Source organism: Okeania sp. SIO2F4 (genome assembly GCF_010672385.1).
Taxonomy (GTDB): domain Bacteria; phylum Cyanobacteriota; class Cyanobacteriia; order Cyanobacteriales; family Microcoleaceae; genus Trichodesmium.
The window spans coordinates 1-14,956 of sequence record NZ_JAAHGT010000141.1; the positions used below are offsets into that span (position 1 = coordinate 1).

The following is a 14,956-nucleotide window of genomic DNA, read 5'->3' on the forward strand; positions in this document are numbered from 1 at the left end:
CTCCCAAGAATTTTTAGTTAGTCTGGGATTAATGAAAGCTACATTAATTAATATGAATATAGAAAGGATTAGCCTTGAAGAGTATTTTATGCAGCAACTGCGAGAACGGGGAGTTTTTTCTAGTCATTAAAATGCTCAAGCAAGTAGTTTTTAGAGGGAAATGGCTCTCGCGGATATGAAAGGTGAAGCTTTTTATCTGCCACTGCTATCGTTTCACTTTTACTCCTTGACTTTTGCCTTTAAAACACTTCAAAACTAATGTACTTGTACTCTTATTGTGAAAGTTTTAATAGTAGTAAAACCTCGAAACAAGTAGGTGTTTCTTATCTCTTAGAGAGTGAATGCACAACTAAATATTAAGACAGTCAGAGTGCTTAATGTTCCGTGGGTTACGGCGGAAAGTTAAATTTTGGCTACGATTCATAGTTATTGTCGCCTCACCCTCCCCACCCTACGCCTGGATTTAATATTCCTTTTACAAACAGTCTCTTAACCTTTTTTTGGTTAAACACTTTTTCATCAGACCCTAATTAATCAAAACCTTTTTCGGCAAAATTGTATTTTTCTTTAGCTTTTTTCGATAAGCAAGAGCCTCGAAAAACACTTGCCATCCTTGAGGATAAAAAACTGCTGGCACTAACATATTTAAAGCTGTTAAAAATTGTTTTTGTTTAATAGCTACCATTCCCCAATGTAAATTCATATATAGTCTAATATTGCCAATATCTGGAATTAAATTACTATACTTTTTATTCACTCTGGCATAAATTTTTTCTTTCATTAAAATATTAGTATCGCAACGTTTTTGCAACGTAATTTTTTGGTCATAGCCTCCAGGCCAAATGGTACGATAAGCTAAACATTTATTGAGAAAAATAGCATCACCAAATTCAGAAATTCTAATCCAAGAATCAATATCATCACAACTTGTTAAATTATTATCCCATCCACCAGAGGCTAAAAAAGCATCCCGACGAAAAGCCACTTGAATGGGAGTACCAAAAGGTAGTAATTCTAGCAACATTCCATAATGAATATCTTCTTGGGGAATATAAAATACTTTTTCAGATCCAGCGGTACGAGTATAACCAATTTTTACTTCATCAGTCTTAACTCTTGCTGCTTGACAAGAAAGAATTACTGCTTGAGGATGAATAGTAATTGCTTTAGTCATTTCTTCAATACAATTAGGTGCTAGATAGTCATCATCATCCACAGGTTTTATCCAGTTTCCCTGAGCATTTTTAACGTCTATATTCATTGTACCCGCGTGACCCTGGTTAGAAGTAGTACGATGGTAAATAAGGCGATCGCCCAAGCTTTTCACATATTCTTCTGTACCATCTGTTTAACAATTATCAACCACAATTATTTGCCATTCAATGGTTTGTTATAAAGCTGAATTAATTGCCCGTTTTAATAAATCTAAGCGATTATAGGTTGTCATCACAACACTAAATTTCATTTGTAAATTTTCCTCCATATTTTTTGATTAATAAGGAAGAAGTAATAACAAATGGAGAAGCAAAAGGGGAAACCAATGTTGTGATTTAGATTATAGTTGCAACTCTTGTAACTTTGATTTATATTCTGGGCAAAAAGAAGTTACACCTGTAGCTATTACTTTACCTGTATAGAGAGCTGCCGTTTGTAATTGTTCTTGTGTTAAACCTAGCTGAAGTAGTGATATAGCTGCCTGAGTAGAAAATTCTTGAACAGAACTACCTTTCTGTAGAGATAGACAAGCATTACGAGCTGTTTCTAATGCTTGTTTATCACCCATAATATTATGTATTTCTACCTCTGCTGGAGTTAATGAACTTTTTAATAAGTTTTCAAATGATTCTGCTTGGACAGGACTAGATAATAATATATTTAATATTACCGTTATGCTTATATAGATATAGGACTTAGCCATTCCTACCAAGAAAGCAGGTTTATCAACGAAAATTTGCAATATCAAGCATCGAATTGGAGTCATAAACCTGGTTTCTGCGTAAGTCCTGTTATAGTTAAATTTTGATGGATTTTGTTCTTTTTTTTCATGTTGCCATTTTTTCATACAATAATCTTAAAAAGGATAGATATTTATAACTAAGGAAAACCTGCAAGACCTCCTAAGTTTAAGAGTAAGAAATCTAGACAAAGAGCTATATTTAGGAAAGGAGGATTTAAAATTGGTCAACACAAAGTCTATTTAGCTAAAGTTGGAAAACTCAAGATTATTTGGTCAAGGAAACTACCTAATGAGCCTAGCTCAGTCACAGTCATTAAAGACTCTGCTAATAGATATTTTCTTAGTTTTGTAGTAGAAATACAACCATAAGTTTTACCTAAAACCGATAACTCAGTAGGTATAGATTTAGGAATCAAAACTTTTGCTACTTTGAGCAATGGTCAAAAAATTGATGCTCCTAAACTACTCAAAAAACGAATTAAGAAGTAGCCTCTTTCAGAGGAGCTGCCTCTTGCAGAGGAGCTTCGCTAACGCTAACGAAAATTAAGTAAGTCATTATCTAAGAAAACTAGAGGTAAAAAGCGAGATGAAAAAGCCAGGCTAAGAGTAGCTAAATTTCATGCCAAACTGAAAGATACAATAACAGATTTTCTACATAAATTATCCACTAAAATAATTCGTGAAAACCAAACAGTTATTTTAGAGGATTTAAACGTTTCTGGAATGGTTAAAAACCGTAAATTATCTAGGGCTATTTCTGATTTAGATTGGAGGCAATTTAGGACTCTTTTAGAAGGAAAAGCTGAAAAATACATTCGTGATTTTAGAGTCATTGATAGATGGGAACCAACATCTCAAGTATGTTCATGTTGTGGTTTCCGTGGTGGAAAATTAGACTTGTCAATTCGTGATTGGCAGTGTTTGAACTGTGAAACCACACACGACAGAGACCAAAACGCAGCAATAAATATATTAGTCGCGGGCGGGCAGTCCGAGACATTAAACGGACGTGGAGGCAAGCGTAAGACTAGGGTCAAGGTAGCAGCAGCCAATGAGACGTCAACCCACTTTGAGCCTATACAGTTATCTTTGTTCGATTTGGATAACTATTAGGTGGATAGGAATCTCCTCGCCTTCAGGCAGGAGAGAATGTCAATTGAAAATGGCTTGGTACTATTAACTTAACTAGGGGTTGCTGATTAACTATCAAAGCATTGACAGATAAATGCTAAAGCCTTTTTAGGTCGAAAAAATTGCCAGCTTTTCAGTCCAAAAAGCTGAAAAAGTTAGAATTTTGGGTAGTTCTGCATGGCAATGGTGAGGATATATTTTTTAATTTCTCCCACACTCCCCATCTCCCCATCTCCCACACTCCCCATCTCCCCACACTCCCGGTGCTTCCTTTACCATTACGCGAGCAGCACCACCGAATTTTGGGGAGAAAAGGGCAGAAAAACCAAGGGAAAATTCTTCCGACTACCTACTCTATAATTTCCATTTTTTCTGAATTCTGAGTTCTACCCTTAGCAAAAGAATTTTTTAGCAAACCCTAACTAAAGAGAGACATTTTTTAAATGACTGCGAGGCTCAAAAGTACGATTAGCTTTAATTTTCTCATAACATTCCCTTTCTAAAGAACTAATATTTTTTGGAGCAGTAATAATAATTCTTACTAACTGGTCAGTACGTTCCCCTGATTTTGGTTTAGGCCATCCCTTACCCCGTAACCGCAAAGACTGACCAGAACGAATACCCGCAGGAACATTAACATTGACCATCCCATCAGGAGTTGGTACTTCAATAGACGTACCCAATACAGCTTCATCTGGAGTTATTGGCACTTCACACAATAAATTATCTCCCTCAAACTGGTAAAAAGAGTGAGACTGAATTTCTACCTTTAAATACAAATCTCCCCTTTGCTTAGTATATGGATCTAGTTGACCTCTACCTTTAACTCTAATTTTACTTCCGGATTTAACTCCAGGGGGAATTGAAACCTCTCCACTACCAACACGTTTTTGTGTTCCCCGAAAAGCTTCTGCAAAAGTAAGAGTAATATCAGCTTCTAAATTTAGGGAATTTGTTGACTTACGACTATCAAAACCAGAAGCACCATCAAACCCATTACCAAACCCACCTGGCCAACCTGTATTTGTTTTGTAGGTGTAAGTTCGTCGTCCACCAGCATTACTACTAGCGGGATTACCACTACGTCCCAATAAGGTATTGATAAAATCGTCAAAGCTGGCATACTGACTAAAGTCAAATCCACTAAAATCTACAGTACTACCACTTGTGCCACCAGGCCATCCACTGCTACTAGAGCCTACCTGTTTCCAGTATTGACCAAATTGGTCATATTTTTTGCGTTTTTCTGGATCTGATAAAACTTCATAAGCTTCGTTAACTTCTTTGAAACTAGCTTCTGCTTTCTGATCGCCAGGGTTCATATCTGGGTGATATTTCCGAGCTAATTTACGGTAAGCTTTTTTGATTTCTTCTGCACTAGCACTTTTAGTTAAACCTAAGATTGAGTAATAATCTTTAAAATCAGTTTTAGCCATTTATTTTCCTCGTGATCTGAATATTTTTGAGCGACTACTTAATGTTAATATATGATTACTTTTTACTTTACGAAAGATATAGCATTCACATTTGATATTTGAACATAAAGTTAAATGTTTGAGGTAACAATGAGAGGTCATTTCAGTTATCAGTTATCAGTACCTCTGGCTGAATCATTGGGATTGAAATAATGAACCAAATATTTTCTCTTGGTCGATTGGATATGGCGAGGTTTCCTCACCATCCCATCCTATGGAAAGCTCCGCAATTCAAGTCGCTCCGCGTTTCATGTCGGCGACAGCCGAAAACGACCGCTTTTTTATCACTTTAAAAGGGGAGGCTTTAGACCTTATTTTTTGGTAATAAGAGAGTTTTTTGGAGTAGAAAAAATGACATTCTAGTTTTAACTAATTTGGAAACACTAATATTTTCAGTACCATTACAGTTTGTTTGGCAATATCTAATATCTGCTCTTTCTGAGCAACAATTATACTTTCTGATGTATAATACCAAGCGTGAAAAAAGAATATTATAAATAAGCTTGAATCAAAAGGGCTTTATGTGAATGTCTTTTTGACTAAAAGAGATAGATGAACACAAAAAATGCTGCAATTTTATTCCTCTTAACTCCTGACTCCTAAGCATCACCCTAACTATGTTGTAGCAAAAATTTATCAAACTAGTATAAGTAGGTTTCAACCTAGATATTAAGGTTGGCGACAATTTTTCTGCCAACAACAGTAAGAACTGCCCCCCACGTTCTTAGTGATTAATCAAGCGGACTCGATATTGTGATTGAGCTTCTTAATTTCAAGTTATCAAAGCTTAAGATTTAGTCAAGTTCGGTTTTTCCTGAAATACTAATAGCAATTGCCGTACCCGATTTTTTAGCTAGTAGTAACCTGCTCGTTTATTTCCTTGATTTTAAATTACTTTCAAGACTGGTTCATGTAATCTATTTACCGAATAATTAAGGTTTAAAGCCTCTCCTTTAAAGCATAAAAAAGAAAAAATTTTCCTCAAGCGTCAATCCTCTTCTTTTGAAGGAAAGATAATTATTAATTATTAATTGTTGAAATGGGAATTACCATCAGTCAAAATTAAAAACTAAACAGTAAAATAGAAATCATTTTAGATTACAAATAATGTAGAAATAAAGATTATTTTTTTGTAATAAATAATGAATATTTATAGAACAATATTATCTAGTAATTCGTTGCAGTCGATCGAATCCTTCTTCACAACTTGGGGGAGCATCTGTTAATTGTCGAGACATTTTGATTATTACTTCTTCTGGCACTTGGCGCTTTCGCCGTTTATTTCTTTCTAAGCATAACTCCAATGATTTGTCAAGCCATAAACCAGTTATGTAGCTAAATCCAGTTTCTCTAGCAAGGTCAATCACTTCTCTTCGTCGCCGACGTTGGGCATTAGTAGCATCATATATAGCCAGAGATTTTTGGCTTACAGCTTGGTGAAATTGCTGTTGTACTTCCTGCCAAACTTGAAGCCAAGGCCCTTGAATTGCTTCATCACCAAATAATTGAGCGCGGATAGCATCAGTAGAAATTAATTTACACTGAGGATATTTAGATACTATTTTCCTGGCTAGAGTAGATTTACCACTAGCTGGAAGTCCGATCAGAATAATTAGTCTGGTCTTGACATCCTCCTGACGTTTCACTGACGCGACAACGGGGGATTCCCTAAAATTACTAATAGGGGCTTTCTGCTGCCTCTTGCAGAGGAGCTGCCTCTTACAGAGGAGCTTCGCTAACGCTAACATAGCACCTACCTCCAAGGCTTTTCCCTCTTTTCGGTCTTACGGTCGCTCCACAGACTGACACTGCTAGCCCAGCACCCTTATAGCTATAGAGCATAGCATACTATTGTAAGAACCGCAACATTGATTGGTTTTCCAATACGACGCTCCCCTGGCCGAGAGCGCGGGTCTTCAACCAACGTTGAGATAAACTAGCAATAACTTCCTCGGCACAAAAGTACCTCCGATTCAAGCATCGGAATTAAAATACTGACCTTTGATTTCTTTAATCCCCTTAAAAGGGGAGACTAGAGACCTCATTTTTTTGGTTAATATTTAGTGGTTAGTAGTATTTACTTATAACCACTAACCAACTAATTACTTACAGTGAAAAAATCACTAAATCACTGTTCCATCAGGGATAATAGCATTTTTCAAGACAACAACAATACCGCTACGAATGATAAATCCTTCATCCTCACGTTGAGCTTCTTCTATCTTGTCTTTATTGATTATTTGGACATTACGGCCAATTCGGGCATTCTTGTCAATAATTGCCTCACGAATAGTCGTTTCAGCACCAATACCTAATGGGACACCACCCTTTTGTAGACCAGATTGACGTTCAGCAAAAGGTTCGTAGTAGTCTGCACCCATCAGAAGAGAGTCTTCTATTATACAGCCAGCTTCCACACGAGATCGCACCCCTAATACACAATGGTCAATTCGGCATTGTTTGAGAATACAACCTTCTCCAACGATTGATTCTGTAATATTACAATCCAAAAGTTTACTTGGTGGTAAGTAGCGGGAGCGAGTATAGATGGGAGCTTTTTCATCATAAAAGCTAAAGGGAGGCTGAGGCTGTTGTGTCAAAGCCAAATTAGCTTCATAGAATGACCGAATAGTCCCGATATCTTCCCAATAACCTTCAAATGGGTAAGCTTGAACATTATAATCTTTAGCCGAATTAGGTAGAATTTGCTTACCAAAATCTGGAGCTTGGGATTCTTCCAATAGTTTGACCATGACATCTTTATTAAAGACATAAATCCCCATAGAAGCAATGTAGGGTTGTTCTTTAGCGACTTCTGGACTAACTCCTAAAACAGTGGTATCCACTGCCATAATTTTTAGATCGTCCCCTTTAGGTTTTTCGCTAAATTCAATAATCCGACCAGACTCATCAATTTTCATTAAACCAAAATCAGATGCCCGTGCTTCATCAATGGGCAAGACAGACAGAGTAATATCTGCCTTTGTGTCAATATGGCGTTGGACAAACTCCCGATAGTCCATGCGGTAGAGATGGTCTCCGGAGAGAATTAGATAATAATCAACATCCCACTCTTTGAATAACCAGATATATTTACGGACAGCATCTGCTGTTCCTTGGAACCATTCTGGATTATCTTTAGTTTGTTGAGCTGCTAGAACTTCGACAAAACCTTCACTGAAACCAGGGAAATTATAGGCACGAGTAATATGACGGTTGAGGGAAGCAGAGTTGAATTGGGTCATAACATATATTTTCTGCATTTCTGAGTTGATGCAGTTACTGATAGGAATATCTATCAACCGATATTTCCCGGCTAGGGGTACTGCTGGTTTGGCCCGCAGTTTTGTTAATGGATAGAGACGGGTACCTGCGCCACCGCCTAAAATTATACTTAGTACGTTTTTCACGGTTGAACCTCACTGCCAATGATATTGCCTTTCTCAGTGTCCAACGGTAGGGGATCATTGACAAGGGGATAGCAGAAGTCATAAGTCAGAAGTCAGAAGTTAGAAGTTAGAAGTTAGAAGTCTTTATGAAGTCAGAAGTCAGAAGTCAGAAGTCAGAAGTTAGAAGTTAGAAGTAGCCCCTGAGTGAGTTTGAGCATTTATAAATTTTCTAAGCTATTTGTGCGGTGCAATTATCATAGATGCTTAGATATGGTGAGGTTAAATTTTGGTTATGGGTAGGCGATCGCTAATTATCTTTTCTCTGATAGGTTTAATATTAAATCCGGTAGTATGGGTATAGATAAGGTGTAGAAACCGGGTTTGTATGTCCCCTACGATACTCACGTCTGTCTCCCATAAACCCAGTTTCTGATAAAACTCTGGAAATTGCTTGGGAAGAATTTTTTCTTCTGACCTTGCCTTATGACTTTTTCAATGTCCTTTTACAAATCATACACACCACCAAAAATTAAATTTTTTTATAATCCAAGAAGTGTAGTAAGAGTTGGCAGATAAGTTTTGAGAGTAGTTGCTAGTTTGCTGGCGTCTGTCACTGCTGCTGTTAGACCTTTCAAAGCATTCAATGCCATGGAACAAAGTTTTAGCACGCGTTCTCCTGGTGTTTTTTTGGCTTCTTCTGCTATGGTTTCTACAGCTTCAAGAGCTTCGTTTTTTTGAGCTTCTGATAGTACAGAGTCGTCATTAATTGATTCTTGCAAAGCATTTAGAATGGTGGCTAAATCTTCACTATTTTCTGTTTTAATATCCTGAATTTCTTGGATAGTATTGCTAATCTGACTGTTGAGGTTTAATAATGATGCCATCTTTCCATAATTTGTGATATTAGCGCCACTCAGATTAACATCTCCAGATGTGGTTTTATTTCCACTAATTATATCGCCACTAACTTGAGGATTTTCGTTTTTGTTTTCCATAATTTCTACCTTTTCTGAAGGGTTTAATAATATATTAGCTTTATTACCTTGAATGGATAATTCATGATAATAATTATTTGTAATGCTCTGATGAATTGCTGGTTTGTCTGCGGTTGGTGAAACACCAATTTGTACTAGAACTACATTCTCATCTTTTTGTTCTATTTTCCAGCGACTTTTATTTATTCCTTGATATTTATTTGCTGTTTTATCTAGAGCAGTACCTAGAGCTTGCCAACCGCCAAAATCAAAATCGTGTAAAAGTACATCTACAGTTTCTTGAAGTTGATCTATCCATCTTTCAAATTCACTATCTTTAAATTCTCCACTGTCTGGTTTAGGTTCTAAAAAACCGTGTTTGCCTTGCTTGATATAAATTCTTTTACAGTCAACTTTATCAAAGCAAGTACGACTATTTATACTCCAATCTTCTATACAGGTTTCTGTTAGACTAGCTCCGGAAAAATCTACATCTAATACTTGAGCTTTAGATAAATTGGCTCCTTCTAAATTAGCATCTGTTAAGTCTGCACCGTTTAAGTTTGCTCCTATGAGAATAGCTCCTGCTAAGTTTGCTCCTCTTAAGTTAGCACCACTAAGATTTGCTCCAGTATAATCTTTGCCAGCGCCATCTTCTGGATTTGTAAGTAGTTTTCTCACATGAGGATCTTCTAATATTGTTTCTTGCAGTCTAGATAATTCTAATCCTGTAACATTTTTAAAACTAGCGCCAGTTAATATAGCTTTTCTAAAATCTGTGTGGGGTAAATGTGAATTATCGAAACAAGCATCTGTTAAATCAACACCATAAAAAGATGTTCCACCTGTGGCGGATAAAAATACGGCTATTTTTTTTATCCATGCAAATTGTGGTGAACCTCTGATAGCTTTTCTAGAAATAATATAACCTGTAAAAATTGTGGCAATTTCTGAAATATATATTATTATTTCTTTTTGTTCCTGTTGTGGATTATCAGTTTTTCCAGTAATAGCTATAGCTGCCAAAATAGCAGTGCTTATAATCAAAAAATCACTTATAGTTTCGCTAGCTACAGATGTAAAACTTATTGCAGTTCCAATTATTATTATTCCTAAGTATGCTATAACAACAAGAAGTACAATGAATGCTAGTAATTTAATTATTGTATTAGTTTCTATCAAATTAATAAATATAAATGTAATACACAATATCAAAGCAATTACAATAAAAGTATTTCTTTTGATGCCATTCGCAGCTAAATATAAGAAAAGAATATAATTTACTAATATTATTAATCCAAGTTCTGTTTTGCCAAAAGAATATTCTTTCGATAATTCTTGAAATATAATAGACAGCGATATCCCTAAAATTAAAGGTATTATAGTTGATAAAATAGTACCAAATATTCCAGCTCCTACGACCAATATTTTACGGATTATATGATGCCCACCTTGTGAATTTACAAAGTCTTTTTTTTCTAGATTATTTGTAAAATAAATACTACGAATATTATTTAAATTAGACTTTTTCATGTGATACTTTCAGAAGTATTTTTAATTAATTAAAAGTTATAGCAATCCTATTTGAATCGTGGCAAAAATCTTACAGTTTTTTAGGCAAAAGGCAAAAGGCAACAGGTAGGATTTTCAACTTTTTTATCTACTTTTTGATTTTTCCCAACCTATTTAGGATTGCTATAGTCCTTTCATTAATTGATAATTGATAATGGATAATTACCTCTGGTTAAAACCTTTCTTGATTGAAGATAAGGAAATATCTTAGCACTTTTTTTCCCTATCCAAGGGGAGGCTTTAAACCATAATTAATTAATAATTAATAATTAATAATTAATAATTAATTATTAATAATCCGGTAAATGTAGTGATACAGCAGATTCCGCCCGTTATGAGGTACAAATATTAATTATAAAGCTTTCTAGTGCGGGCATCTTGCCCGCGATAGGTTTACCTCACGGGTAATGGAAAGCGCTGTATCTATAAAGTAAACCCCTTTCACACTCAGGAATCTAACCACAAAAATCACTACTTTTACAAGACTACCAACTCCAAAATCTCCGTATCCAGTCTTCTAAATAATCTGTCCATGTATAATCACCGAAAGGATTATTAAAAGATATATCTATATGCTCAGTTCTAAGAATCTCTATAAATTCTGCTGAAGTGTTTGTCTCTTTAATAAACTCAGCTTCATTTTGATACTTTTTCTTAATATAAAGATCTATGTCAAACTTAAATAATGGAATATCTTCTTCTTCTCCCTTCAAATCATCAATCTTACAACGTAAAATATCACAAATTTTTTGAAGTTGTTCTTGGGTAGATGTTTCTTCAAATTTCTTTTTGCTGATAAGTTGGGTACTATAAAAAGCCAGTGTTAATATATCTACTCCTGAATTCTGGCTTAATTTTTTTAGTTCGTCAGATATGTTTTTTACTTTTTCAGATTTTTGCTGATCGTCGAGATCATTATTTGGGTCGAAATTTAGGCCGAGTTTCTCTAATATCTTAAGTTTAATTGCTCCTTTTTCTATATCCAGTAACTCCACATCATTCCTAGAAATAATCATAGTTTTTGGTGCATCTTCACCCTCAAACCATCTTGTAGGAAATTCTTCTATCCAATCTTCTGTAGGGTTCTTTGGATAAGATTCAACTTGAACTTCTTCTATCGTACTATTTTGCTCCTTTAATTCTAGAGCTTTTTTTGTCAGTTTTAGCCATGTCATAATTACTTAACCCTCAGATTTTTTGAATTATTTATTGATAGTTATATAATTATTCATTCTAGAAAGCTTAAATATGGAAAAAAATAAGGTTGTTACATAATTTTACAACAAGTTCAATATCTGGTAACTTTGAGTAGAACAACCTAACTAAAACATTTATTCATGCAAATTCAAACACCAGAATGGGTAAAACACGCCGTCTTTTACCAAATTTTCCCAGATCGTTTTGCTAAAGGTCAAGCACCCACCAAAACCAGAAAAGGAATAGACAAAGGTTCCTATCCCAGCACCTTAGAACCTTGGGATGAACCTCCTACTCCTCAAGGTTACAAAGGAGGAAACCTCTGGGGTGTCATCGAAAAACTTGACTATATTCAAGACCTAGGTATCAACGCGATTTATTTCACCCCAATTTTTCAATCAACCTGTAACCATCGCTATCATACCCATGATTATTATCGAGTCGATCCAATTTTAGGAGGTAATGAAGCTTTAAAAGTATTGATAGATGCTGCTCACGATCGCAATATTAAAGTTGTTCTGGATGGAGTTTTCAACCACGCTAGTCGGGGTTTCTATTTCTTTAACGATATCTTAGAAAACGGTCCTCATTCTCCCTGGTTACATTGGTTTAAAATAGAAAATTGGCCTCTATCTGCTTACGATGGTAGTTTACCTGCTAATTATGTCGGATGGATAGGCAACCGTGCTTTACCTGTATTCAATCACGATAACCCGGAAGTGAAAGAATACATTATGGAAATTGGGGAATATTGGTTAGAATTTGGCATTGATGGTTGGCGGTTGGATGTACCCTTTGAGGTGAAGACTCCTGGGTTTTGGCAAGAATTTCGCGATCGCGTCAAAGCTATTAACCCAGAAGCGTATATTGTGGGTGAGGTCTGGAGTGACTGCGTCCAATGGTTAGATGGTACTCAGTTTGATGGGGTGATGAATTATTTATTTACAGGTCCGACTATTGCTTTTACAGCAGGCGATCGGGTGGATATTAAGCAAGTAGAAGACCGTGACTATTCAGCTTATCCACCTATATCTGCTGTTGAATACGGTCAAAAAATGGAAGAGTTATTACAACTCTATCCTTGGGAAATTCAATTAACTCAACTCAATTTATTAGATAGTCATGATACAGCTAGAGTTTTGAGTATTGCTCAAGGGGATAAAGCAAGTGTTGAATTAGCTACTTTATTATTGATGACTTTTCCTGGTGCGCCAAGTATTTATTATGGTGATGAAGTAGGTTTACCAGGGAAGTTAGACCCGGACTCTCGTCGTGGTTTTCCTACTACTGAAAAATGGGATAATCAAGTTCTGGAATATCATAAAAAGTTAATTGCTATTAGAAATCAATATCCTGCTTTGCGTACTGGTAATTATCAAGTTTTGTTTGCCGAGGGAAATGTTTATGTATTTGCTCGTATTTTAGGAGATGAGGAAATTATTGTTGCTATTAATATTGGTATGGAAGCAGCAAAAGTATATGTTAGTGCTAGTAAGCTTAAATCTCAACCCAATAAAGTTGTTTATGGTAGTTGTGAGATATCTTGGCAAAGGGAAAATGAAGCTAGTAAATTAGAGTTAGATTTGCCTGCAAGAAAAGGCAGTATTTTCATTAATAATTAATAATGGATAATTAATAATGAAAACTACCTATAATTAGGGTTTACTGAAAAAGTCTTATGGGCTCGGGTAGGAGTCAGGAGACAGGAGACAGCAGACAGCAGTTAGGGGAATTGAATTATAGAGCAGGTAGGAGTAAGAATTGTCTCTCAATTTTTCTGTCCTTAATTTGCCCAAAATGCTAATTTTTTGAGCGTAATATACTAAAACAAAAGCACTTGATTGGAAATATAAGAAGACTCAAATCTTTACCTATCAATGCTTTAATAATTAATCAGCAAGCCCTAATTAGATTTTTCTGATTAAATCTAAAAGTCTTTACAGATAAAAATTGGTAAGCATTCAGTTATTAGCTAGCTGATATCTGACGGCTGAATTCTTACAAAATTTGTAGCCTTTTTAGGTATCAAATTAAAAGGAAAAGTCTTAAAGGTCTGGGAATTAATTATCAATTACCTCCTCAACTATAGCATTTCCCAAGAAGCGTGAGGTACATTAATCTACCTCACCACGCTGAAAACTCCTATATTCCCAAATAGTAGCAATATTTTTGACACCAATTAAATAGGATTGCTATATTTCTAATTATCAATTATCAATTATCAATTATCCATTATTCTAAAATACCTACAATAATCTGGAGTAATTCTAACAAGTCTGTAGGAACTCGATACAGATTTATATCTTGTATAATTTGCTTTTTTTGAGTATCAAGAACAGCAAATTGCCAAATATTTCCCATTGATACTGCACCATATAACATAGAATAGCTGGCAAATTCTGCTTGCTTTAAAGCAATCAATTCTACTGCAAGTTGTGTGAAACTTCTTTGTAATTCAGCATTTTTAGCCTCAATAACCAAAAACTGAGTTTTGGTTTGGAGAAAATAATCTAATTCACCTTTCAACTGTTCGCTAACTTTTAAAGAATACCCCACCTTAATTTTAACTTGGGTGTAGTGAATTAACTCCATCAAAACAGGAGCAATTAGAAACTCCCGTCTAGCCATTTCGCTAGTTAAACTGACATAGGGTAAAATCTCTTCTAAGCGTTGTTTTAAACTGTCTAAGCGTCCGAGTTGACGATAAGTTTGGGGTAAAGTAAGCGATCGCAATTCATACCTATAGCCAAAATAGGATAGAATATCGTCAGGTTCAGAGTTGAATTTAAAGTAGTCAGCAAAGGTATAAGATTGAGTAGGGTCAATAACGGAAATTATAGACATAATTAAACTCTCGGAAATGCTTATAAGTTAGTCTAGTAGTAGACTGCTTCATCTTAAATGTTGCAATAGCAAATTGACCAGAGATTGCTTCACTACTGATAACTGATAACTTATTTTATGGTAGCCAGTTCATATCTAATAATTGTTCAAGACTATAAGGGCAGTTTTCTGGAAAAATTATCTCATATCCTGTCTTTTGACTGACATATTTTAATGCTTTTTCATAAACTTTTGCTTGGTTTTCCTCTAGATAATTTCGTAAATTTTGAGTTAAATCTTCATTGATTTGGGTTCTAAAACTCATAATTTCAGCTAGCCAGTGATTGGCATTATACTGATATTCAACAGTCCAATATTGCAGAAGAAGTAAATGTCTGATTATCTGTTCGAGAAACCTTTCAACTGTTTTTTTCTCTC

11 protein-coding genes and 2 pseudogenes are annotated in these 14,956 nt (G+C 35.3%); 3 read left to right on the forward strand and 10 right to left on the reverse strand.

The features are described from left to right. Nucleotides 1–526: 526 nt before the first annotated feature. From F6K22_RS11535 to F6K22_RS11545, 3 genes and pseudogenes are all read right to left on the reverse strand, one after another. Nucleotides 527–1,336, reverse strand: a pseudogene (locus tag F6K22_RS11535) (glycosyltransferase); the annotation flags it as partial. Nucleotides 1,337–1,555: 219 nt separating this feature from the next. Then, nucleotides 1,556–2,062: a hypothetical protein gene (locus F6K22_RS11540; RefSeq protein WP_293097302.1), complete on the reverse strand. Its 507-nt coding sequence runs from the start codon at nucleotides 2,060–2,062 to the stop codon at nucleotides 1,556–1,558. A gap of 131 nt (nucleotides 2,063–2,193) precedes the next feature. Further along, the gene (locus F6K22_RS11545) at nucleotides 2,194–2,394 is read right to left on the reverse strand and encodes a hypothetical protein (RefSeq protein WP_293097305.1); all 201 of its coding nucleotides are present in this window, start codon (nucleotides 2,392–2,394) and stop codon (nucleotides 2,194–2,196) included. Nucleotides 2,395–2,506: 112 nt separating this feature from the next. On the opposite strand from F6K22_RS11545, the pseudogene F6K22_RS11550 reads away from it, so the two are divergent. Next, nucleotides 2,507–3,070 (forward strand): annotated as a pseudogene (locus tag F6K22_RS11550) (RNA-guided endonuclease TnpB family protein); the annotation flags it as partial. A gap of 140 nt (nucleotides 3,071–3,210) precedes the next feature. Beyond that, entirely contained in the window at nucleotides 3,211–3,471 is a 261-nt protein-coding gene (locus F6K22_RS11555; protein WP_293097308.1) for a hypothetical protein, read from the forward strand. A 39-nt stretch (nucleotides 3,472–3,510) separates the two neighbouring features. On the opposite strand, the gene F6K22_RS11560 is transcribed toward F6K22_RS11555, so the two are convergent. The 5 genes from F6K22_RS11560 to F6K22_RS11580 form a co-directional block, all read right to left on the reverse strand. Further along, nucleotides 3,511–4,524, reverse strand: a complete 1,014-nt coding sequence (locus F6K22_RS11560) for a DnaJ C-terminal domain-containing protein (protein WP_293097311.1) — start codon at nucleotides 4,522–4,524, stop codon at nucleotides 3,511–3,513. A 1,202-nt stretch (nucleotides 4,525–5,726) separates the two neighbouring features. Further along, a complete protein-coding gene (locus tag F6K22_RS11565) occupies nucleotides 5,727–6,209 on the reverse strand; it encodes an AAA family ATPase (protein ID WP_293097314.1) in 483 nt (160 codons plus the stop codon). A gap of 477 nt (nucleotides 6,210–6,686) precedes the next feature. Beyond that, nucleotides 6,687–7,973 carry a glucose-1-phosphate adenylyltransferase gene (locus F6K22_RS11570; protein ID WP_293097317.1) on the reverse strand — a complete coding sequence of 429 codons (1,287 nt, stop codon included), beginning with the start codon at nucleotides 7,971–7,973 and terminating at the stop codon, nucleotides 6,687–6,689. Nucleotides 7,974–8,491: 518 nt separating this feature from the next. Next, nucleotides 8,492–10,459, reverse strand: coding sequence for a pentapeptide repeat-containing protein (locus F6K22_RS11575; protein ID WP_293097320.1), 1,968 nt, complete (start codon nucleotides 10,457–10,459; stop codon nucleotides 8,492–8,494). Nucleotides 10,460–10,983: 524 nt separating this feature from the next. After that, nucleotides 10,984–11,673 carry a hypothetical protein gene (locus F6K22_RS11580; RefSeq protein WP_293097323.1) on the reverse strand — a complete coding sequence of 230 codons (690 nt, stop codon included), beginning with the start codon at nucleotides 11,671–11,673 and terminating at the stop codon, nucleotides 10,984–10,986. A 162-nt stretch (nucleotides 11,674–11,835) separates the two neighbouring features. Here F6K22_RS11580 and F6K22_RS11585 point away from each other — a divergent pair, with 162 nt between their 5' ends. After that, nucleotides 11,836–13,317 carry a glycoside hydrolase family 13 protein gene (locus tag F6K22_RS11585; RefSeq protein ID WP_293097325.1) on the forward strand — a complete coding sequence of 494 codons (1,482 nt, stop codon included), beginning with the start codon at nucleotides 11,836–11,838 and terminating at the stop codon, nucleotides 13,315–13,317. Between the two features lie 610 nt (nucleotides 13,318–13,927). Here F6K22_RS11585 and F6K22_RS11590 read toward each other — a convergent pair. Together F6K22_RS11590 and F6K22_RS11595 are read right to left on the reverse strand one after the other, a co-directional pair. Next, nucleotides 13,928–14,539: a hypothetical protein gene (locus tag F6K22_RS11590; RefSeq protein ID WP_293097328.1), complete on the reverse strand. Its 612-nt coding sequence runs from the start codon at nucleotides 14,537–14,539 to the stop codon at nucleotides 13,928–13,930. A gap of 115 nt (nucleotides 14,540–14,654) precedes the next feature. Then, nucleotides 14,655–14,956 (reverse strand): DUF29 domain-containing protein (locus F6K22_RS11595; protein ID WP_293097331.1); only part of this gene is annotated, 302 nt, incomplete at its 5' end.